Origin of the sequence: Bordetella sp. 15P40C-2 (genome assembly GCF_009763235.1) — a bacterium.
Classification (GTDB): domain Bacteria; phylum Pseudomonadota; class Gammaproteobacteria; order Burkholderiales; family Burkholderiaceae_B; genus Bordetella_A.
In genome coordinates this window covers 1-20364 of sequence record NZ_WSJA01000014.1, presented here as the reverse complement: position 1 = coordinate 20364, position 20364 = coordinate 1, and the positions used below count along the sequence as shown (strand labels likewise).

Annotated in this window: 20 protein-coding genes; 7 read left to right on the top strand and 13 right to left on the bottom strand. The window is 59.1% G+C overall.

Features of this window, described 5'->3' with window-relative positions:
* Position 1: 1 nt before the first annotated feature.
* Complete coding sequence (locus GOQ25_RS05695) at positions 2–799, top strand: putative hydro-lyase (protein WP_160349492.1); 798 nt, start codon at positions 2–4, stop codon at positions 797–799.
* On the opposite strand, the gene GOQ25_RS05690 is transcribed toward GOQ25_RS05695, so the two are convergent.
* Both GOQ25_RS05690 and GOQ25_RS05685 read right to left on the bottom strand, forming a co-directional pair.
* On the bottom strand, positions 762–1649 hold the full coding sequence (locus GOQ25_RS05690) for a hypothetical protein (protein ID WP_160349491.1): 888 nt from the start codon (positions 1647–1649) through the stop codon (positions 762–764). The genes GOQ25_RS05695 and GOQ25_RS05690 overlap by 38 nt on opposite strands.
* Positions 1624–2016 carry a phage holin family protein gene (locus GOQ25_RS05685; RefSeq protein ID WP_160349490.1) on the bottom strand — a complete coding sequence of 131 codons (393 nt, stop codon included), beginning with the start codon at positions 2014–2016 and terminating at the stop codon, positions 1624–1626. Before GOQ25_RS05685 ends, GOQ25_RS05690 begins: the two co-directional genes overlap by 26 nt.
* A 123-nt stretch (positions 2017–2139) precedes the next feature.
* Here GOQ25_RS05685 and GOQ25_RS05680 point away from each other — a divergent pair, with 123 nt between their 5' ends.
* Entirely contained in the window at positions 2140–3789 is a 1650-nt protein-coding gene (locus GOQ25_RS05680) for a VRR-NUC domain-containing protein (protein WP_160349489.1), read from the top strand.
* Positions 3774–6038: an ATP-dependent DNA helicase gene (locus GOQ25_RS05675; protein ID WP_160349488.1), complete on the top strand. Its 2265-nt coding sequence runs from the start codon at positions 3774–3776 to the stop codon at positions 6036–6038. The genes GOQ25_RS05680 and GOQ25_RS05675 overlap by 16 nt, the downstream gene beginning before the upstream one ends.
* An 86-nt stretch (positions 6039–6124) precedes the next feature.
* Here GOQ25_RS05675 and GOQ25_RS05670 read toward each other — a convergent pair whose 3' ends face one another.
* Genes GOQ25_RS05670 through GOQ25_RS05660 form a run of 3 tightly spaced genes read right to left on the bottom strand, consistent with a single transcriptional unit; the run spans position 6125 to position 8905 of the window.
* Positions 6125–7432, bottom strand: a complete 1308-nt coding sequence (locus GOQ25_RS05670; protein WP_160349487.1) for a TRAP transporter large permease — start codon at positions 7430–7432, stop codon at positions 6125–6127.
* Positions 7425–7925: a TRAP transporter small permease gene (locus GOQ25_RS05665; protein WP_160349486.1), complete on the bottom strand. Its 501-nt coding sequence runs from the start codon at positions 7923–7925 to the stop codon at positions 7425–7427. The genes GOQ25_RS05670 and GOQ25_RS05665 overlap by 8 nt, the downstream gene beginning before the upstream one ends.
* Positions 7926–7930: 5 nt before the next feature.
* Positions 7931–8905: a TRAP transporter substrate-binding protein gene (locus tag GOQ25_RS05660; RefSeq protein ID WP_160349485.1), complete on the bottom strand. Its 975-nt coding sequence runs from the start codon at positions 8903–8905 to the stop codon at positions 7931–7933.
* 186 nt (positions 8906–9091) lie between these two features.
* On the opposite strand from GOQ25_RS05660, the gene GOQ25_RS05655 reads away from it, so the two are divergent.
* Complete coding sequence (locus GOQ25_RS05655; RefSeq protein WP_370519893.1) at positions 9092–9727, top strand: N-acetyltransferase family protein; 636 nt, start codon at positions 9092–9094, stop codon at positions 9725–9727.
* Positions 9728–9879: 152 nt separating this feature from the next.
* The gene (locus tag GOQ25_RS05650; protein ID WP_160349483.1) at positions 9880–11280 is read left to right on the top strand and encodes a 3-deoxy-D-arabino-heptulosonate 7-phosphate synthase; all 1401 of its coding nucleotides are present in this window, start codon (positions 9880–9882) and stop codon (positions 11278–11280) included.
* 5 nt (positions 11281–11285) lie between these two features.
* On the opposite strand, the gene GOQ25_RS05645 is transcribed toward GOQ25_RS05650, so the two are convergent.
* A complete protein-coding gene (locus tag GOQ25_RS05645; protein ID WP_160349482.1) occupies positions 11286–11618 on the bottom strand; it encodes a hypothetical protein in 333 nt (110 codons plus the stop codon).
* Positions 11619–11666: 48 nt separating this feature from the next.
* A complete protein-coding gene (locus GOQ25_RS05640; protein ID WP_160349481.1) occupies positions 11667–12074 on the bottom strand; it encodes a hypothetical protein in 408 nt (135 codons plus the stop codon).
* Positions 12075–12313: 239 nt separating this feature from the next.
* Between GOQ25_RS05640 and GOQ25_RS05635 the strand changes: the two genes are divergently transcribed.
* Positions 12314–14416, top strand: coding sequence for an autotransporter outer membrane beta-barrel domain-containing protein (locus tag GOQ25_RS05635; RefSeq protein ID WP_160349480.1), 2103 nt, complete (start codon positions 12314–12316; stop codon positions 14414–14416).
* A gap of 142 nt (positions 14417–14558) precedes the next feature.
* Here the strand turns inward: GOQ25_RS05635 and GOQ25_RS05630 are convergent, their stop codons facing one another.
* The 6 genes from GOQ25_RS05630 to gmk form a co-directional block, all read right to left on the bottom strand.
* Complete coding sequence (locus GOQ25_RS05630) at positions 14559–14882, bottom strand: hypothetical protein (protein ID WP_160349479.1); 324 nt, start codon at positions 14880–14882, stop codon at positions 14559–14561.
* Positions 14883–14904: 22 nt separating this feature from the next.
* Positions 14905–15252, bottom strand: a complete 348-nt coding sequence (locus GOQ25_RS05625; RefSeq protein ID WP_160349478.1) for a hypothetical protein — start codon at positions 15250–15252, stop codon at positions 14905–14907.
* Between the two features lie 203 nt (positions 15253–15455).
* Entirely contained in the window at positions 15456–15767 is a 312-nt protein-coding gene (locus GOQ25_RS05620) for a hypothetical protein (protein ID WP_160349477.1), read from the bottom strand.
* Positions 15768–16051: 284 nt separating this feature from the next.
* Positions 16052–18343: a bifunctional (p)ppGpp synthetase/guanosine-3',5'-bis(diphosphate) 3'-pyrophosphohydrolase gene (locus GOQ25_RS05615; RefSeq protein WP_160349476.1), complete on the bottom strand. Its 2292-nt coding sequence runs from the start codon at positions 18341–18343 to the stop codon at positions 16052–16054.
* Between the two features lie 21 nt (positions 18344–18364).
* Positions 18365–18568 (bottom strand): DNA-directed RNA polymerase subunit omega, encoded by a 204-nt coding sequence (rpoZ, locus tag GOQ25_RS05610; RefSeq protein WP_160349475.1) that lies wholly within the window; start codon positions 18566–18568, stop codon positions 18365–18367.
* Positions 18569–18604: 36 nt separating this feature from the next.
* Positions 18605–19237: a guanylate kinase gene (gene gmk, locus GOQ25_RS05605; RefSeq protein ID WP_160349474.1), complete on the bottom strand. Its 633-nt coding sequence runs from the start codon at positions 19235–19237 to the stop codon at positions 18605–18607.
* Positions 19238–19432: 195 nt separating this feature from the next.
* Here gmk and GOQ25_RS05600 point away from each other — a divergent pair, with 195 nt between their 5' ends.
* Positions 19433–20203 (top strand): SDR family oxidoreductase, encoded by a 771-nt coding sequence (locus tag GOQ25_RS05600; protein WP_160349473.1) that lies wholly within the window; start codon positions 19433–19435, stop codon positions 20201–20203.
* The last annotated feature ends 161 nt before the right edge of the window (positions 20204–20364 follow it).

Genomic DNA, 20364 nt, shown 5'->3' with positions numbered 1-20364 from the left:
GATGAAACAGTCTGACGTTGAACAAAGCCCGTCTTATCTGGCACGGTTGGAAGCTCGCGACGGTCGGTTGACGGGGCCCACGGCGAACATCGCTCCGGGATACGTCCAAGCTAACTTGGCGATCCTGCCGGCTAGCCTGGCGGGAGACTTCCTGCATTTTTGCCAGCGCAATCCCAAGCCATGCCCCTTGTTGGCGATGTCTGAGCCGGGCGATCCGGCGCTGCCGGATTTGGGCCACGACATCGACATCCGCAGCGATATACCGCGCTACCGGGTATGGCACAAAGGCGAATTGGTCGCAGAGCCGACCGACGTGCGAGACATCTGGCGCGAGGATCTGGTGTCGTTCCTGATCGGCTGCTCGTTCTCGTTCGAAGAAGCCATGCTCGAAAATGGCTTGCCTGTCCGCCACATCGAACAAGGCTGCAACGTGCCGATGTACCGCACGTCTATCCCCACGTTGCCGGCTGGCCCGTTCCATGGTCCGGTGGTGGTGTCGATGCGCCCCTTAAAAGCCGCCGACGCGATACGCGCGATCCAAGTGACCTCGCGATTCCCTTCGGTGCACGGGGCGCCGTTGCATTTCGGCGATCCCGCCGAAATCGGCATCGCCGATATCAATCGCCCGGATTACGGTGACCCCGTCGAGATTCGTCCTGGCGAGGTCCCCGTATTTTGGGCATGCGGCGTAACGCCACAGTCCGTGGTCGCGGCGGTGCAGCCCGAGTTTTGCATCACGCATGCTCCGGGCCACATGCTGATCACCGATTTGCTGAATAGTCGGATGGCGGTTCTTTAGCCGGATCGCCGCTAATCGGGTCCACGGTGCGCGAGGAAGCTGATCGCAGCGGGGCTACGTCGGCGTGCGGCGGCGCGTTGGGGGTTACGGCAGTACCCGTAGCGGGCGGGCTCGCGCGCAGGACTTCTGCTTCGACGCGTCCGGCTTCATCGGCTTGCTGCAGCGCGCGGGCGCGCTCGGCTTGTGCTTGTGCGGCCGCCTCGGCCTTTGCGGCCTTATGCATTTTCGCGGCTTCTTCGGCCTGCGCTGCGGCTTGCGCCTTTACGCGGGCTGCCTCTTCTTGGACCGCTTCGGCACGCTCGGCCTCCGCTTGCAGTCGCGCTTTTTTAGCCTGTACACGCGAGTGCTCCGCATGGAGTGCCTCTGTCTGGGCGGCCATCCTCGTTGCTTGCGCTTCGCGAGTTTGCGCTTCTGCTTCCTTCGCTAACGCTTCGGCTTCTCTGGCCCGCAGCTCGCGCACCCGCTGCACCTGTTCGTCGAGCTCCCGGCGTACGCGTTCCACGTCTTCCGGGCGCTCGGCCTGTGCCATGGCGTGCCGCAAATCAGCAGCCAGTTGCGCCACGCGTTGCATCTCGGGGTCGTCAGGCACTTCTCGAACCTGATTACGTCGGTTGAGAATTTCCGCTACCCGCTGACGTACAGCGACCAAAGCCATCGCGCGTAGTGGCTTCCGAAGGAATCGTGGCCAGCCTACAGCCGCACCAGCAGCCAGAGCGGCCGTTGACGCCCAACCTTTGGTGGTCTTGGTTTCGGGGGTAGGGTGCACCAACGCATCGGCCAGTTGGGCCCGATCCAGCTCCATTTTGGCCAACAGGGTCTGCTTCTCAGCTTGATGGTCGATCTTGGTCATGTTGGCTCCGGACAGTGGCGGTATCCAGGCGTACCTGGCGGCTCAATTCAGCGAAAGGCGAGGACTTGGGCGCGTTGCGCGTCACAACAACGAGGGCGATCAGGGTAATGAGCAGCCAAGCGCCGGCGACGGCCCATGCCGCCAGTGTGCGGTGCTCTGTATCCCAAAACGTGACAATGGCCCCCACGGAGATGAAGGCGAGCGTCCCCAATGTGCAAAACAGCAAGGCCACGCCGCCAATCATCGTGGTCACGAGCGCTGAGCGGAACAAGGAAAGTTCGATGCCGGCCAGTTCTACATAGTCACCGCTGCGTTCGACCACGAACTCCGCGATATGTCGTATCCGTCTCAAGCGTTCAGAAATCATGACGTCTCCTTGACTGAATTCTCGTGGGCAGCAAGTGGCATACCTGTCTCCGTTTGGGCGTCTAAAGCGTAAAACTCCCGCGATTTGTTATGATGGCTGGATAAATATCCAGCTTTATCCTCGATGGTACCCCCGCACCGTTATTACTACCTGCAGAATTTCAGGCGTGCGCTGGACGTCGTGCGGCGGTGCTATTGCGATCTGCTGGACGCGCGCGAGCAGGCTTTCTTTGTGGATTTTGACCGCTTGCCGCACTCGGCACAAGCCTTGTTCGTGCGCATGGCGATGCGCCGTGGCCCGTGGTTCCGCGCGAGCCGGCTAGTGTATGAAGAAATTCCCGACATCCCGGCGGCCGCCCAGGCATTGGTCGCGTTAGGCTGGCTGGAGGATCACGCCGACATGACGCTCGACGAATTGTTCGACGTGTGCACGATGCCGGAATTGCGAGCAATCTTTGGGGTTCCGGCTGTCGCGGCTCGCCGCAAAGGCGAGTGGTTAGAGGCGTTACGCGCGGTCGATGACGCACCTCGTCCGTATGCGCAGTGGTGTGCCGGCGCGGAACCGGCTTGGCGGTTTTCACTGGGCGATCATTGCGACCGTCTACGTCTCATGTTTTTCGGCAATCTGCATCAAGATTGGTCGGAATTCGTGCTGGCGGATCTCGGCGTGTTTCGTTACGAGACAGTGGCGTTCGACGGCGAAGCCCGGGCGTTTCGTGCGCGCGAGGACATCGATGTATATCTGACCTTGCACAGCTGCCGGCAGGCGCTGGAGGCAGGAACACCCGTAACCGATTTGCTGTCGGTCGTGCATACCTGCGTCAGTGACAACGCGTGGCTGGAGCAGCGGCGCGCGAAAATATTATTTCGTCTAGGGCAGGCGTGCGAGCGCGCACAAGACTGGCACACCGCACTGCGGGTTTATGAACAATGCGCCTATCCTGGCGCGCGCCATCGTCGCATCCGTGTGTTCGAGCGGCTGGAACGCCATCAAGACGCCCTGGCATTGGCGCAAGAGGCGCAAACCCAGCCGGAAAGCGCTGCGGAACTGCAGGCGGTCACGCGGATGATGCCACGTCTACAACGTCATGCCGGTGAACCACGGCCCCAGCGCCTCCAGCGACCGCCAATCGCCCGCCAGGATCTGGTATTGAGCAAACCGAGTGATCCCCTGAGTGTGGAAATCGTCGCGCGTGACCACCTGCATACGGAGGATGCCCCGGTCTATTACGTCGAGAACACGCTGATTAACGCTTTATTCGGTCTGCTGTTCTGGAAAGCGATATTCGCGCCCTTGCCCGGAGCGTTCTTTCATCCGTTTCAGCGCGGACCGGCGGACCTGACCGCCCCGGACTTCGCTACCCGGCGAGCGGCGTTGTTGGAGGAGTGCTTCGCACAACTTGATTCGGACACCTACCGCGATACCGTTTGGCGGCACTACGAAGAGAAGTGGGGTCTGCTATCGGCTTTTGTCGCTTGGGGGGCTTTGTCGGACGAGCTTATACGCCTGGCGCTGGACTGTATTCCCGCGGATCACCTGCGGCGCTTCTTCACGCGGATCTTGCAAGACCTGCAGAACAATCGAACAGGGCTACCGGACTTGATTCGGTTTTACCCGGCCGAACGACGTTATGAGCTCATTGAAATCAAGGGGCCGGGGGATAAGCTGCAGGACAATCAGTCCCGCTGGCTGCAATATTGCGCGGAGCATGGCATCGCGGCGCATGTCTGCTATGTTCGGTGGCACGAAGGTGAGACATGCAGTATTCAGTAGCCGTCCGTACGTTGTGTGAGTTCACGGCACGCGCAGGCGATCTGGACCTACGCTTTACGCCCGCGCCGACGGGCGCGGAAGGGGTTGCCGGCCACGGCAAAGTCGTCGCGCGTCGCGGGCCGGACTATGAATCCGAAATCGCCCTGTTCGGCCAATACGATAGCCTGCTCGTGCGCGGGCGCGCTGACGGCTATGACGCCGCCGCGAATCAGCTTGAAGAAATCAAAACCTATCGCGGCGAGCTCGGCAGCGTGCGCGAAAACCACCGCGCGCTGCATTGGGCACAAGCCTGCGTATATGGGCATTTGATGTGTCAGGCTCGCGGCTTGAGCAACCTACGCATCGCGCTCGTGTATTTCAACATCGTGACCGAGGAAGAGACCGTCCTCACGCGGGACTACGACGCTGCGACCTTGCAAGCGTTTTACGAAACGCAGTGCGCGTGTTTTATGGCCTGGGCGGAGTCAGAACAGGCGCATCGACAAGCGCGTGACGACGCATTGGCGCAGCTGCAGTTTCCCATGGGCCAGTTTCGCGCCGGCCAGCGGGAGCTGGCGGTCGCGGTCTATCGCAGCGCGCGCGAGGGGCGTTGTCTGCTGGCTCAGGCATCGACGGGCATTGGCAAGACGCTAGGCACGTTGTTCCCTTTACTCAAGGCAGCGCCCGATACCGGTATCGATAAAGTTTTCTTCTTAGCGGCCAAGAATGCGGGTAAAGCATTGGCCCATCACGCGCTGGCGCAAATCAACGACGCGCCGGTCTCGCCGCGCTTGCGCGTGTTGGATTTACAGGCCCGCGAAAAGGTCTGCGAATATCCCGATCGCGCGTGCCATGGTGAATCGTGTCCTTTGGCGCAGGGCTTTTACGATCGCTTGCCGGCGGCACGGGCCGCGGCGTTAAGCGCACAACGGATGGATAGCGAGGCGCTGCGTGCGGTGGCGTTGGAACATCGGGTCTGCCCGTATTACCTGTCGCAGGAGCTTGCGCGCTGGGCCGATGTGGTGGTGGGCGACTATAACTACTACTACGATGCGAACGCGATGCTGCATGCTTATACCCAAGCCAATCAATGGCGCGTCGCGGTACTCGTGGACGAGGCGCACAATCTCGTTGACCGTGCGCGGCAGATGTACACGGGCAAGCTCTCGCAACGCGCGTTGAAGCTGGCGCGTCAAGCGGCGCCCAAGGCGTTACGTCGTTCCTTGGACGGTCTTGCGCGTTCGTGGAGTACCTTGAATCGCAAGCAAGCAGAGCACTATCAGGTCTATGAAAGCGTGCCCGCTGGGGTACAGGCCGCGCTGCAAAAAGCCATCGCGACGATAGGCGACCATATGGGCCAGACGCCGCTGCCGCAGAACGATCCCTTGCTGCAGTTTTACTTTGAGGCGTTGCAGTTCATGCGTCTGGCCGAACAGTTCGGCAGTCACGCGATGTTCGACGTGACCCAAGATCCGCCCGGGCGGCGCGATACCCTGAGCTCGACACTTTGCGTGCGTAACGTGGTACCGGCGCCTTATCTGGCCGCGCGTTACGCGGGCGCTCATGTCTCCGTGTTGTTCTCAGCCACACTGAATCCTCAACAGTACTACCGCGACACCTTGGGCCTGCCAGCGAACACCGGCTGGATCGAGGTCGCTGCGCCATTCAAATCGGATCAGCTCGCGGTGCGCGTGGTGGGGAATGTTTCGACGCGTTATCGAGATCGTGGCGCGTCCCTCACGCCGATTGTCGAGCTTATCGCCGCGCAGTATGCCCGGCAGCCCGGCAACTATCTGAGCTTTTTCAGCAGTTTCGATTACCTGGAGCAAGTCTGCGCGCTGTTAGCGCAGCGCTATCCGGATATCCCACTTTGGAAACAGGTGCCCGGCATGGATGAAGCCGGCCGTACGGCATTCTTGGGACGGTTTACGGAAACGGGTAGTGGAGTCGGCTTTGCGGTGCTAGGCGGTGCATTTTCCGAGGCGGTGGACCTGCCGGGTAAACGCCTGATCGGGGCCTTTATTGCAACGCTTGGCTTGCCGCAGTTCAATCCCGTGACCGAACAAATGCGCGTGGCGATGGACAAGTTGTATGGCGCCAACGTGGGATACGACTACACCTATCTTTATCCTGGTTTGCAAAAGGTGGTGCAGGCAGCGGGTCGGGTCATTCGGGGGGAAGACGATACCGGCTCGGTGTATTTAATCGATGACCGGTATCGGCGCGGCAAGGTACGCGCGTTATTGCCAAGCTGGTGGCGCATTCAATGAGGCTTTCGCCAGCTAAGGCAGCCCCGCATCATGACACCAAGGTGGCATCAAGACGCGGGACTGACCTTAGATGGGTGCCCGCAAGATCACTGCAGGCTCATCATGTGCTGAGGTAGCCAAGTCGCGATGCCAGGCACGACATACAACAACAGCACCGCCAGGATCATGAGGATGAACATGGGCATGGACGCACGCGCCACATAGGGTAATTCGCGGCCCGTCATGCCCGAGAGCACGAACAGGTTAAATCCCACGGGCGGGGTGATTTGCGCCATCTCCACGACGAAGACGACGAAGATCCCAAACCAGATCAGATCGATGCCCGCGGCTTGCACGGTGGGCAGCAGCACGCCCATCGTCAGTACCACGATCGAGATACCGTCCAAGAAGCATCCCAGCACGACAAAGAACACCATCAGCGCGATGATCAGCCCAAACTGCGACAGGCCAAGCCCACCGATCCATTCGGCCAATGCGCGCGGCAGGCCGATGTACCCCATGGACAGCGTCAGGAACTGCGCGCCGGCCAGGATCAAGGCAATCATGCAGTACAGCCTTGTGGCGCCCAGGAGCGCCTGCATGAAGCTTTTTCGGTTCAGCGACCCTTGCGAGGCCGACAGGATCAGTGCCCCAACCACGCCGATGGCGGCCGCTTCCGTCGCGGTGGCGATACCCGTATAGATCGATCCCAACACGGCGGCGATTAGGATCAACACAGGTATCAAATGACGCGAGTGATAGAGCTTCTCACGCAACGACATTTTCTCGTCGGAGGAGGGGACTTCGTCCGGATGACGGATCGCCCACCACGCGATATAGCCCATGAATAGCACGGCCAGCAAGATGCCGGGCAAGATTCCGGCAATAAACAGGCGTGCAATCGACACGTCGGCCGCGACACCGTAGACGATCATGATGATCGAGGGTGGAATCAACAGGCCAAGCGTGCCCGCGCCCGACAACGTGCCGAGTACCTTGCTTTCCGGGTAGCCGCGTTTTTTCAGTTCCGGGATGGTCATCTTGCCCACTGTCGCGCAGGTGGCGGCCGAGGACCCAGACACTGCGGCGAATATCGCGCAACCAATCACATTGGTATGTAAGAGGCGACCAGGCAAACGGTTCAGCCAGGGAGCGAGTCCCTTGAACAGGTCTTGCGACAGCCGCGTGCGGAAAAGGATCTCTCCCATCCATAGAAACAGGGGCAACGCCGTCAGCGTCCAGCTCGACGCCGCACCCCAGATGGTGACCGCCATGGCATCGCCTGCCGGGCGACTGGAGAAAATTTCCATTCCGATCCACGCCGTGCCGGCGAGGGTCAAACCAACCCAGACCCCGCAACCCAGCAGCGCAAAAATCGAGACGACCAATAGTGTGATGACGAGGACTTCATTCATGGGTTTGCTGAGACGTAGGAGCAGGCAGGCCGCGCAGGCGGCGGAACAGTTCATCGACCAGCGAAACCAGGAACAACACGGTACCGATGGCCATGCTGAGCTGTGGAATCCACAGTGGCGTGGCATCGTTGGACGTCGAAACGTCGTTGTACATATGCGAATCCAGCGTCAATTTGATGCTGAAAAACGCAAAAGCCGCGGCCAACAGCGTGCCCATGCACAGCGCGAAAATATCAAGACGGCGGCTGCTGCGTTCCGCGAGGGAATTCAACAACAGGGTCACCCGGATATGTTCGCCGTGCTTGAACGTGCTGGCCAGCGCCAAAAAGCCCGCAGCCGCCATGAAATAACCCGCGTAGGCATCGACGCCCGCCACGTGCCAATCGATCTGACGGCCAATAATGGAAATAAGTACTGAAGCCAGTACCCCTATCATGCACAAGCCGGCCAGAAGGCCGGCTGCGCCGTACAAAGAATCAAGAAAACGGCGCATTGGGATTACATCTTGCGATAGGAATCGATGATGGCTTTGCCATCGTCTCCGGCACGCTTGACCCATTCGTCGATCATGACCTGACCAACCTTGCTCAGGCCTTCTTGAAGTGCAGCAGTCGGCTTGACGATGGCCATTCCGTTCTTCGTGAGCTCCTGCTTGTACCACTCGCCTTTTTCCTGGGACAGCTTCCAGCCGCGTTCCTCGGCCTGAGCGCCCGCCTTTTTCAGGGCTTCCTGCGTGGCCGGATCCAAGGCGTCAAAGGCGCGCTTGTTCACAATCACGGCGTTCTTGGGCAGCCATGCTTGATTGTCATACCACTTCTTGATGTACTCGTACGTCTTGGTGTCGTAGCCGGTGGAGGCCGAGGACATATACGAATCGATCACGCCAGTAGCCATCGCCTGCGACAATTCGGCCGCTTGCACCGTGACCGGTTGCGCGCCCACCAGTTCGGCGATCTTCGCCGTCACCGGGCTGTAAGCGCGCCACTTCAGGCCTTTCAGATCATCCACGGTCTTGAGGTCGCGGTTGGCGAAAATGCCTTGGGCGGGCCATGCCACGGCATACAGCAGCGTCATGCCTTGCGAAGCCAGCTTCTTTTCCAAAAACGATTTCTGGGCTTGGTAGAGCTTGAACGAAGCGTCGTAACCCGTGGCCAGGAAGGGCAGGCCATCCAAAGCGTAGATCGGGTCTTCGTTGGCGAAGTTGGTCAGGAGGATTTCACCGATCTGGGCTTGATTGCCCTGCACGGCACGCTTGATTTCCGGGGCCTTGTAGAGTGAGGCATTGTTGTGGACGACGATTTTGAGCTTGCCGTTGGACAGCGTATCGACGTCCTTGGCAAACTGGTTCAGGTTTTCCACGTGGAAATTGCTGGAGGGGTATGCCGTGGGCAGATCCCATTTGGTCTGTGCCGTAGCGCTGGCGCTAAAGGCCAGCGCGAAGCTGGCGGCCAGCAGGGAGAGGGTCTTTTTCATGAGAACGATCCTTCTTGACTTAGAGTAACGATGCGGCCGGTACGAAACACGGAAACATCATGAAAATTCGAGGCTTTTGCCTTGTGCGATGCAATTCTACGGGTCTGGACCGCCTACAAGTCCCTGGAATGCGCCACATAGGGGTAATTCCTAAGTAGCGAGAGTGTGCGAATTCAGACGCTCCTGATGCTGACATCTGCGTCCCTGAGCGCCCGCGAGCTGCGAGATCTGGTATGTTGGCCGAACTTCTTGTTTCTAAACTTTATTGTCATGACGTCAGGTCCCCAAATCACTAAGCGCCAGCCTCAATTCCGTCTTTTGACCCGCGAGGACATAACCCCTATGCGCCGGTTGCGCGAGGTCATGCTGACCAACTCACCCGAGTGCTTCCATGCCAGCGTGGCAGACGAGGCGGCGCTGTCGGATGCCCAATGGGCATCGCGTATCGGGCCGGACGAAGACGCGTTCATTGTGGGCGCGTTTCTCGATGGCGAGCTCATGGGGACAGTCGGCGCATTCCGCAACCACGCGCGTAAAACCGCGCATAAAGTGACGTTCTGGGGCGTCTACATGGATCCGGACTTGCGCGGCAGCGGCGCGGCGGAAACTATGCTGACCATGGCGATCGAGCAGACGCGCAAGCTTGATGGCATCCAGCGCATTACGCTGACATTGACGGGTTCGAACACTCGCGCATTGCGCTTATATGAGCGGCTGGGCTTTCAGGTGTATGGTGAGGAACCGGATGCGTTGCTGATTAACGGCACTTTGTATGCCGAGAAATTGATGAGCTTGGATCTCGGGGTGGCGCTGGACGGATGATGCGTTTTGCGTTGAGTTGATCGGCTCAATCTCAGGCGGGCACGATCATTTAGGTTTGAATAATCGTTTGTGCGCAAGATGTTTGGGCGCGTTGTGAGGGGTTACTCGGTATGTCAGGACAGTGCCCGATTCTCGAGCAGGTGCTGCGAACCGTGGAACGGCGCTATCGCATACCGGCGCGCCCCTCTTTAATTGCAGCGGCGCACCCGGCCATACAGGAGCAGGTTTCAGCTAATGGCGCGGTCCCCGCGACGCCGGCCAATCGAATCGCTGTTGCAATCGAGCGCGCGCGCGAAGCCATCGAAGCCCAGGAGAGCCCGTCCGAAGACTTAAGCGTCGAATTCTGCGAGGCATTAGCGCTTCTCATCGAAAAGGCGGCGCACCCTGTTCATGGTGATCCGGCCTTTCAGGCGTTGCTCTTGCAACGGCAATGCGCGGCGGTAAATGAGTATGTCTTGCTTTCAGCTGGGCAGAACGACGACCGGCGCGCGGTTACCGCGAACATCAACGCCATCGCGCATCCGCAGAAGGTGCTACGGATGCCCGTTGGGCCGGTCCGTGAAGTCGCCGAGCGGATGTATCAGCAGTATGCCGCAGAAGCTTGGGACAAGCTCGCTGACGAAGCGCAGGCGATAGTGCAACCGGAACCGATCCGCGGTGATCTTGTTTTTACGGCGTCCTTGAAACGGCTGCTGAGTACAGGCGCACTTTCACGGTTGCAGCGTCTGTCGGTCCTCCAAAATCATACCGACGTAATGAAGTATCGGGCATTGCGAGCGCGTCAGGGTCCGCTTGCGGGCAGTGCGTACGCGCGAGAGCAAGGGGCTCAAGCGCGTCAACGAGGCGATGCCGTAGAGCTGCGCGCTGCACATGCTCTGAAGTATCTGGCGGCGCGTCTCGAAGCATTGTGCGATCACCATAACGTCTATCGCGTTGTCACCTCGCTACGTTCCCCTGCGATATTGCCGATGGCGACAGATCATGCCAAGGGCGAGTGGGACGTCGTGCTACTCAGGCGTTCGGCGTCCGCGAGTGAGGCTTCGCCTTATGACCTTTGCCTGTTGATCGAAGCGAAAGCCTCGGCGGACGCAGCCACGGGGGACTTGCCGCGTTTGATGCGTGGGTTACAGGCTTTGGCTAGTGCGGGCCGGGACGTCCACTATGCGTGCATGACAAACGAAGGCGAAGTCAGTATCCATGGTGCATCGCTCGCCGGATGGCCTACGTGTCAGGCCGAGGCGTCGTGCGGCGTGCTTTATTGCTCTGATTCCCAGATCGAGCCCCTTGCTGGATTGTTAAGCCCTGGTAGCCGTATGCAGCTTCTTTCGTGTGAGGACAGCCTTACCTTTGCGGCCCGCTTGCAAGATGGAGAGAAGCCATGTGCCGACGCCTTGCAGCCAGTCTGGCAGCAGGTATTGTATGCGCCTCGTTGGCAGCCGGTCATGCAGCAATATCAATCTATGTACAGAGCGCGGGAGATGATGGTGCATGTTGATGACCTGCTGGCGGCCGCGCGCCGGTGGGGGGACGCGCGGGTGCAAGGCACTAGTTAGTAGCGTTATGCAGTCGCCTGAGGCTCGACAGCCTTATGCTTCGCCCGATGGTGTGCGATGCCAGCCAGGAAGCCGATGCCTACACTCAATGGGCCGCGAGATTGGTAAATATCTTCTTGGTAGTAAGCAAGGCTTACTGCCAGCGGGGCAACCCAGCCTGTCAGGGCGGAGTGCAATGATTCGCTGGAGGGAAACCTCTTGAAGCCGCTATCCCATAATTCAGCGACGAGGTAGCCTGCCCCTTGACCCACGATGCCCGCCGCGAGTGTGCAGCCCACTTCCGTAGCGGTGAACGCGCCGCCGACCATCGACAATTCATTTGTTGAAACTTCACGCATTTAGTTCTCCAGCTTTATTACGATTAATTCGGCAACCAGCGCGCTTGTCTACGCTTGAGCGCTATTTGCGATGGGCCAGCGGGCGTAGCTCTGTAATAGGGCGGACAAAGTGCCACATGTCAAGCGGATGTAGTGCTCATTTCCCCCTCCACCCGCCTGAGCCAAATTCATGCAGCCATAATCGATCGCCGTCGTCAGGACCCACCCTCTCTGGGCGGAATCAATGGCGCTACCTAAACTCAGATCGGTGCTCGCGCTTCCCAAAACTCCTCGAATCACAGCGGCCACCGAATTTACAAACGCACCATTCACCACGTTCCCACCGCCAATGTCGGTCAGATCGTGCAAAGTCAGTTCACGCATCATATCTCCGTGCTTTAAAGCATTTATCGATTGAATGCATCCAAGGGATGCGGAAACGCTGCCATCACCAGACACGATGGCGAGCGGATCCAAGCCTAATCTCCGTGGTGAACAGCACGAATAAAAGCGAGTCTTCTCCCCAAAAATAAGACTTCAGTCAGGCACCGATACGCAGATCGCGTGTTATCGGAGGCTGCGGCGTCGAGCGTCCTCACATGTGCATAGGTCCTGTTTTCCGCGAGGACATGGAATCTTCCGCGGCGGGTTTGCGGACTGTGGCCCAATACTTCGCTCGATGACTGATCTACACCGTTGTACTAAGTGAGGATAGGATGATGACCAAGTTTATTGGGTGTGCGCAGGGTGACCAGATGGCTACCGAGCACATGCGGCACCGTAGGAATCCGTCGTGGGTTTCATGCGTATTACTGGCGTCCCTGGCCGTTCCTAGCGTATCGCATGCGTTGGGCGAATCGCAGCGGCAGCCACAAAAACCAGGGTTGAATGCGATGTCTCCCAAGTCGGATCGATCCAGCTCACCGCCCGTTCCTTGGTCACCGGTTGAGGAATTGCCGACCGCTGTCAAAACTATCTTGAAACCCCTCATGCCCGAGCTCCAAGACGCAGTGGGCGTATGTGATGGAACGGTGCGATGGCTCGTGCGGCAAACAGATGAGATGGAAACCGCAGCGAAGGCCTTCGCGCAACAACAAACATCAGATATTGCGGAGGTGCTCCTTGCGACCAGTCTGGTGTCCGAGGTGGCCGACGCCCTGAAAACCGGGGTCGCCTTGACTGCTCTGGCAGATCAATCCGAGGAGGAAGTGAAGGCCTTTGCGGGACGAGAGAGTGAAGACCTTATAAAGGTCATAGCCCCGGTAGGGCCAGAGTTGGCAGACGCGGTACGCGTGGCAGGAGAAGCCGCCAAGCTTATAGACCGTACGTCAGTCGCACTCGAAGACGCCGCCAAGCCACTCGCTGCCAGCGAAGCATCATATGTCGTAGCCGTGATTAGCGAAACGTCGCTTGGGGACGAGATCAAGGATGCCCTAACGACGTTGAAGACAACTGGACAAGAGATTGTTCATTTAACCGATTACGCCGAATCTGCCGCTCGGGCTACGGTAGAGGCAAGCACTGAGAAGCGAACAGCGAGCGCGCCTGGGCAGCATCAAGATTCAAACGCGTCGCCGGCAGTGTCCGCCAAGCAGTCAAATGGTCAAGGCGAGCCAGAAGAGGGTGCGGAGGATGCGGAGCAATCGTCTCAGAAAGAAATGAATCCCAATGCCAAGGCTGCCCCAAATAAGGAAACCCACCCGTTAACGCAGGAACCGCCGGTCGAAGAAACTCCGCCGGATAACCCCGAAGAAGCATCTCAAGAATCAAATCCTGAATCCGCTGCCGAATCCCCGTCCGCCGTGATGCCGGGGACGGAGACCACGCCGGTCCATGCTCCGCCGTCAATCGCCACCATGCCGATACATTCGCCCAGGGCCGGCGCATTTGCGAGCAATCTGTTGGCGGCCAACACCATGTTCCAGTTGTCGCTGCAAGAGCGACTGGCCAACTATCAACCTGGCGATATGAGCGCTGGGAACACGCATGGCAATGCATGGATCCGCTATAGCGGTTCCCACAGTCGCTTTAACGACGCTTCCGGTCAACTGCACCACAAAGGCGACAAAAATGCCGTCATGCTTGGCGTCGATCTTTTCAACGAAGCGGGTCGGCGTGGCGATCAAATCGTCTTGGGCATTATGGGCGGGTATGGTCACTATCACGGCAAAACCACTTCTAACCGGAACAAGCCTTCTAGTTCAGGCACGGTGAACGGCTATAGCTTCGGTGCTTATGGGACCTACTATGAAAACGGCCGTCGTCAAGATCGCGGCGCCTACATCGATAGCTGGTTACTCTGGAACGTTTTCGACAACCGGATCAAGACAGATCAACTCGCGGCCGACAAGTACAAAGCCAAAGGGCTGACCGCTGGGCTGGAAGTCGGCTATGACGCGATGCTCGCGGAGCGCGGCAATGTTAAGTACAAGTTGCAGCCACACGCACAACTGATCTATCAGAATGTTCGCGCACGGGGCTTTGACAGCGGGGACGCAAGACGCGTGTCTGTAAGCAATAGCCCGAGATTGCAAACAGTGCTTGGAGTCCGGGCCGCGGCCAACTTTGCAGGCACATCAAACTCGACCTTCACGCCTCATGTTGAACTCAACTGGTTGCACACCAACAAGGCCTACAAGGCTCACGATGATGGTGTCACCACGACACTCTCGCACGCGCGCGATGTGGCGCAAGTCAAGCTGGGTGTCGAGGGCGAAATCGACAAAAATCTTTTGCTGAACCTGGCACTGTTTCACAATCAGGGCCGGGCGGGATATAAGGAGAACGGGGGTAACCTGACCGCGACGTTCCGTTATTAAGGTGGCGTGTCGAGTGCGGCAGGGCGCCTGTAGCCGCACTCGACATGTACGCGATACACCGTCTTTTAACGGCAGCGGTGCTTCACTGCTTGTAGCTACTACGGTTTTCTGAAGCCTGCTGCAATTGCTCTGCGTCCCTGAATCAATCGCGCTTGGCGACTGTTGCCGCCTGCGCCCGCTGCTCTAGGGCGTCCGTGAATCCCGCCAGTGTGCCGTACAAGAACGCTACGGGGAGCCGTGATTCATAGGTGTCGCTATCGAAGAATACGTCGGCGATGCCTGGGACAATCCAGCCTTTGGTCCATGATGGCTTGAGCCCTTCGAGCGTGCAGGAGCCGCCAGTCACACTGGAAGTTACTGTATAGGCAAGCGCTCGGGATAAGGTGCCAGCAATCATGGCGGCGCCGGTGGTGGAATCCAGGCCGCCGGAAACAGCTGGCATGGTTGACAGAGCGAGTTCGCGCATTTGTGTCTCCTTATGCAAAACGTTAGTTGGCAGTGCCCAGCTCGGCCAACGGGTTCACACCGAAATGAAAGAAGCTTTGAACGGTGCCGCTGAGTATGGCGCAAGCCCACCGGTTGTAGTTGGCGTTGATCGGGCCTAGCGGGCCGTCTATCGATGGGTCAGGGAATGCCTTGGCGCAGACAACATCGACGATGGCCGTCGGGATCCAGGATCGTTTGATCGCTGTGAAAAGCGCCTCGGTGTTTGTTCGGTCGGTCCAGGAGGACCATACACCTACCGTCGCGGCGGTGGCCAGCACCTGCACGGCCAGGGCGTCGTCTCGACCACCGCCAACGGAGTCCAAACCATATAAAGAAAGTTCGCGCATCATTGCTCCATTTATCTAAGTCGACAAGCCAGGATGTCGTAGCCGAAGACGGTGTTGTCTTCTCGAGTTGCGCCATCTGCGCGGGGCTCGAACGGCTGGCGACGAGGGTAGCCGAGGAGGAAAATCGGACGAAAGGCGGGGTGCGTTTTCGCCTTAGAATCAGACAAACGGTAAAGACACCGAATGTTGAATGGTCCCGCCCGAGCTTACTGTGCCTCTTCGACGGTCCATTGTGGTCGGTGGTGCAGGCTGGGCATCCCTTCGTGGGAAAGGAACTCCACCGCGCATATGAGCGCAGCGAAACCCGCTCCCAGCATAGGGTGTTGCGTTAGATGGATACCCTCTGACAGCGCACCGAGCGCGCGAGTCACAAAATTGCCAGTAATGCCTGTTTGTCGGCTCACGCTGCCAACAAATGGCGGTTGTGCGTCCGTATCCAAATCCGTGGTCGCCATCGTCGCCATGACCGGAATGCCGCCAGCAATATGGCCAATTTGGTACTTAGTTAGGTCGTGCATCCTTATCCCCCGATCGAAATCAGTCCATTGACATGTCGGACACCGCGGTGGCCAGTCGTGCAGGCTCCGTTTTGCGAATTGCTCACATACGATGCGGGCCGAAACGGGCTACCTAGCCCGTGTTCGTACAGCATAGGGCAGCCGATTGCAGTGGATGAGATACGAGCGATCAGTCGATGAAAATCGGACGCGGCGTCGGGGCTACGGTTTGGTAGTGTCAGCGCCGTCGTATCTACGCCATGACAGGAACAAGCGCCCTGCGCGAGCCATGACGCATAGAGGATTTAGCTCTTGACCCGCACGATCTTCTGGATGTGCGGCACGTGGCGAATCGCGCGAATGACCTGTGCCAGATGCTTGCGGCTGTCTACCTGGATCGTCAAATGCAGCGAGACCGTTGAAATGGCATCGTCGTGCATGGTGATCTGTACGATGTTTGCATCCGCGGCGGTGACTTCCGCGGCAATACGGCCTAATACACCGCGTTCATTGCGCGTGATGACATCCAGTCGCGTCGACAGGTGCTTCGCCGTTTGTGCATCCCAGGCGACGTTGACCCAACGCTCGGGCTCGCGCGCACGAAGCCGCGTCGCGGTCGGACAGTCAGCGGTGTGCACCACCAGCCCTTGACCGAGGCGCATGCCGGCGACGATGGGGTCTCCCGGCAACGGACCGCAGCAGGACGCAAGCTGAACGGCTTCGCCTTCGTTGCCCTGGATAAGAATCGGGGCGCTGCGGGCCGACGTGATTTCGTCGACGGCCGCGGCCGTCGTTGCCACCAGCTGATGCTCTGGCGCGAAACGCCGTGCGACCACGGCCGCCAGGCGCTTGCCCAAGCCGATATCGGCGAGAATTTCGTCACGCGAACTCGCGCCTGTACTACGCGCGAGTTTCTGCCACATAGGATCATCCGAGGCGGGCAGAGTAAGGTGTAATTCCTGCAGCGCCTGCGCGAGCAGTCGCTCGCCGAACGCGACCGATTCTTCGTAGCGGACGGTACGCAAATAATGTCGGATTTCTGACCGTGCGCGGCCGGTACGCACGTAATTCAGCCACTGTGCATTCGGGCGCGAGGCGGGCGAGGTGATGATTTCGACCACGTCACCGCTACTGAGCTCGGTGCGCAGCGGCACAAACTCGCTATTGACCTTGGAGGCGACCGCCTGATTGCCAATGTCCGTGTGTATCGCATAGGCGAAATCCACCGGCGTGGCACCACGGGGCAGGGAAATGATCTTGCCGCGCGGCGTGAAAACGTACACTGCATCGGGAAACAGATCGACCTTGACGTGTTCCAGGAATTCGCCGGAATCGCCGGTCTGGCTCTGAATATCCAATAGCGATTGCAGCCACTGGTGCGTACGCTTCTGCAAATCGTTCAGGGTGACGTCGGTGCCCTTGTACAACCAATGCGACGCGACGCCTTCTTCGGCGATGTGATGCATGTCGCGCGTGCGCAGCTGAAACTCCACGGGCGTGCCATAGGGGCCGACCAGCGTCGTGTGCAACGACTGATAGCCGTTGACCTTGGGAATCGCGATGTAGTCCTTGAATTTGCCAGGGACCGGGCGATAAAGCTGATGCAGGGTACCGAGGGCCAGATAACACTCCGGCAGCGTATGCACAATCACCCGAAATCCGTAGATGTCCAGCACCTCGGAAAAGGATTTTTTCTGTTCGACCATCTTGGTATAGATGCCGAACAGGGTTTTTTCGCGGCCAGAGACCTCGGCCTCGATACCGGCAGCCGGTAGGGCGGCGCGCACGGCATCGCTGATCTTGCCGATGACTTCACGACGATTGCCGCGAGCGGCGAGCACCGCCTTGTACAAGACCTGGTAGCGATTGGGATACATCGCCGCAAAGCACAGATCTTGCAGCTCGCGAAAGAGAACATTCAGGCCCAGGCGGTGCGCGATCGGGGCGTAGATCTCCAGGGTTTCACGCGCGACGCGACGACGCTTCTCGGAGCTGACCGCATCCAGCGTGCGCATGTTGTGCAGGCGATCGGCGAGCTTGATCAAGATGACGCGCACATCGCGCGCCATCGCCAGCAGCATTTTGCGGAAACTCTCGGCTTGTTGTTCGGCCTTGGTGGCGAAGTCCAGGCGATCCAACTTCGACAAACCGTCGACCAGTTCGGCTACCTGGGTGCCAAATTTCTCGGCCAGTTCGTGCTTGGCGACGCCTTGGTCTTCGATAACGTCGTGAAGCAGGGCGGCCGACAGGGCATTCGCGTCAAGCTTCCAGCCGGCGCAGATTTCCGTGACCGCGATAGGGTGCGAGATATAAGGCGCGCCGCTAGCCCGGAATTGGCCCAGGTGCGCTTGATCGGCGAAGCGGTAGGCTTCCCGGACGCGTTCGACGTCTTTTTGATCGAGATAGCCACCGATGATTTCTGTCAGCGGCGCCAGCGATGCAACGGGAGAGGCGGGGGTATCCGCCAGACTGACATCGCTGGTGGTCTTGGACAGCTGGACTGGCGCGTTTTTCTTGTCCCGGCGTCCCAGGCGCGAGCCTGCCCGCAACGCTGCCAGCAGGCCGGACGACGCGTACTTCAGCCGGGGAAAAGCCATGTTGCTGCCCCCTGATCCGGATCAGGTCGGAACTTTACGGAGCATTTCCAGGCCGGTATGGCCGGCGGCGATTTCGCGCAGCGCGGTGACCGTGGGCTTGTCTTTGCTGTCAACGCGCGGGGCATGGCCCTGGGCCAGTTCACGGGCGCGGTAGGTGGCCGTCAGCGTCAGCTTGAAGCGATTGGGGATTTGATTCAGACAGTCTTCGACAGTAATGCGAGCCATGAATTACACCTGGAACGGGCTGTGAAAGGGAACGCCTCAATGATCGGCCGAAATGCCCAGCTGCGCAAATAGTGCGGCGTGGCGTACGGCCTGAGACGAAAAACGTAGCCGGGCGGCGCTGATGACTTGGATCAGCTCCGCCAAGGCTACGCTAAATTCTTGATTAATAATAACATATTCGCATTCCGGCGCATGGGCGATCTCGCCTCCGGCGGCCAGCAGGCGCCGCGCGATGACCTGCGGCGCATCTTGGCCGCGCGCCTTTAAGCGATGCTCGAGTTCCTCGATAGAGGGTGGCAGGATGAATATGCCAATCGCATCGGGAAAGCGTTGCCGCACCTGACGCGCGCCTTGCCAGTCGATTTCGAGCAGTACGTCGCGACCTTCGGCCGTGGCGCGGTCAATCAGGTCGCGCGGCGTGCCGTAAAAGTTGCCATGAACTTCCGCCCATTCCAACAAGGCTTGTTCTTCGCGCAGGGTCTCGAACTCTGCTTTGCTGATGAACCGGTATTCGCGTCCATCCACTTCGCCCGGGCGTGGCTCGCGGGTGGTGCAGGAAATGGACAAAACCAGTGAGCGGTCTTGATCCAGCAGGGCTTTTACAAGGCTGGATTTGCCGGCGCCGCTGGGAGCGACCACCATGAACACGTTGCCGGAGCGTTTAGACATAAAAGGGGAGTGGCGTGCGAGAGACGCGAAGCATAACAAATTCACACTATTATAGGAGTTGTATCCGCGAGCTCTTGGATCCTAGAGCGCCGTTGGGATCCCGGCGTGCGGCGCGGGTTGTTGCAACGGTAGCGGTATCCGCGACAACCATTCAAAGAGATTACCGGGCTACCCCCTTAAAGGAGATATAAAAAGATGCACGATAACGAGGCGATCGTTTCGCCGGTGGCGTTGGTTACCGGGGCGGGCAGTGGAATCGGACGCGCGGTGGCGTTGGAGTTTTTGGCGCAGGGCTACCGGGTAGTCTTGGCTGGTCGCAGACGCGAGGCGCTAGAACAAACCCGCACGGCAGCCGGTGAGGACGGTATTCGGGCGCTCGTCGTGCCCACGGATGTCAGCGACGAGCAGTCCGTACGCGCCTTGTTCGATGAGTTGCAACGCTCGTTCGGGCGCTTGGATGTCCTGTTCAATAATGCCGGACGGAATATGCCAGCGTTGCCGATCGAGGATGTGCCCGTGGATTTGTGGCGAGAGATCGTGGACGTGAACCTCACGGGTATGTTCTTGTGCGCGCAAGCTGCGATCCGCCTGATGAAGGCGCAGCAGCCTGGCGGCGGTCGCATTATTAATAACGGCTCCATCTCTGCCCATGCGCCGCGTCCGCTGTCGGTGGCCTATACGGCGACCAAGCATGCGGTTTCCGGCCTGACGAAATCGATTTCGCTGGATTGCCGGGCGTATCGCATCGCGTGCGGCCAGATCGACATCGGCAATGCCGCCACGGAAATGACTCAGCGCATGGAAAACGGCGTGCTGCAGGCCAATGGCGAACGACGCGTCGAGCCGCGGATGGATGTGGCTCACGTGGCGCAGGCCGTGGTGGCAATGGCGAAACTGCCGTTGGATGCCAATGTGCAGAACATGACGATCATGGCGACAAACATGCCCTTCGTCGGACGAGGCTAAGTCGTCAGGATCGTTGATGCCGCGTGGATGCGGAATAAAAAAGGGAGCTGATCGCTCCCTCAGGCTGTTGATAAACCCCTGGTTTTTGCCGGGGGTTTGTTTTTGAAGGACCGCTCAGGCGCGGCGGCGCCGCGTGTGGAAATTGGAGTCCAGATGGGTCA

Excerpts from the sequence above, each read along its gene's own strand:
- GOQ25_RS05695 (WP_160349492.1), top strand. The coding sequence starts at position 2 with ATGAAACAGTCTGACGTTGAACAAAGCCCGTCTTATCTGGCACGGTTG.
- GOQ25_RS05690 (WP_160349491.1), bottom strand. The coding sequence starts at position 1,649 with ATGACCAAGATCGACCATCAAGCTGAGAAGCAGACCCTGTTGGCCAAA.
- GOQ25_RS05685 (WP_160349490.1), bottom strand. The coding sequence starts at position 2,016 with ATGATTTCTGAACGCTTGAGACGGATACGACATATCGCGGAGTTCGTG.
- GOQ25_RS05680 (WP_160349489.1), top strand. The coding sequence starts at position 2,140 with ATGGTACCCCCGCACCGTTATTACTACCTGCAGAATTTCAGGCGTGCG.
- GOQ25_RS05675 (WP_160349488.1), top strand. The coding sequence starts at position 3,774 with ATGCAGTATTCAGTAGCCGTCCGTACGTTGTGTGAGTTCACGGCACGC.
- GOQ25_RS05670 (WP_160349487.1), bottom strand. The coding sequence starts at position 7,432 with ATGAATGAAGTCCTCGTCATCACACTATTGGTCGTCTCGATTTTTGCG.
- GOQ25_RS05665 (WP_160349486.1), bottom strand. The coding sequence starts at position 7,925 with ATGCGCCGTTTTCTTGATTCTTTGTACGGCGCAGCCGGCCTTCTGGCC.
- GOQ25_RS05660 (WP_160349485.1), bottom strand. The coding sequence starts at position 8,905 with ATGAAAAAGACCCTCTCCCTGCTGGCCGCCAGCTTCGCGCTGGCCTTT.
- GOQ25_RS05655 (WP_370519893.1), top strand. The coding sequence starts at position 9,092 with ATGCTGACATCTGCGTCCCTGAGCGCCCGCGAGCTGCGAGATCTGGTA.
- GOQ25_RS05645 (WP_160349482.1), bottom strand. The coding sequence starts at position 11,618 with ATGCGTGAAGTTTCAACAAATGAATTGTCGATGGTCGGCGGCGCGTTC.
- GOQ25_RS05635 (WP_160349480.1), top strand. The coding sequence starts at position 12,314 with ATGATGACCAAGTTTATTGGGTGTGCGCAGGGTGACCAGATGGCTACC.
- GOQ25_RS05630 (WP_160349479.1), bottom strand. The coding sequence starts at position 14,882 with ATGCGCGAACTCGCTCTGTCAACCATGCCAGCTGTTTCCGGCGGCCTG.
- GOQ25_RS05625 (WP_160349478.1), bottom strand. The coding sequence starts at position 15,252 with ATGATGCGCGAACTTTCTTTATATGGTTTGGACTCCGTTGGCGGTGGT.
- GOQ25_RS05620 (WP_160349477.1), bottom strand. The coding sequence starts at position 15,767 with ATGCACGACCTAACTAAGTACCAAATTGGCCATATTGCTGGCGGCATT.
- GOQ25_RS05615 (WP_160349476.1), bottom strand. The coding sequence starts at position 18,343 with ATGGCTTTTCCCCGGCTGAAGTACGCGTCGTCCGGCCTGCTGGCAGCG.
- rpoZ (WP_160349475.1), bottom strand. The coding sequence starts at position 18,568 with ATGGCTCGCATTACTGTCGAAGACTGTCTGAATCAAATCCCCAATCGC.
- gmk (WP_160349474.1), bottom strand. The coding sequence starts at position 19,237 with ATGTCTAAACGCTCCGGCAACGTGTTCATGGTGGTCGCTCCCAGCGGC.
- GOQ25_RS05600 (WP_160349473.1), top strand. The coding sequence starts at position 19,433 with ATGCACGATAACGAGGCGATCGTTTCGCCGGTGGCGTTGGTTACCGGG.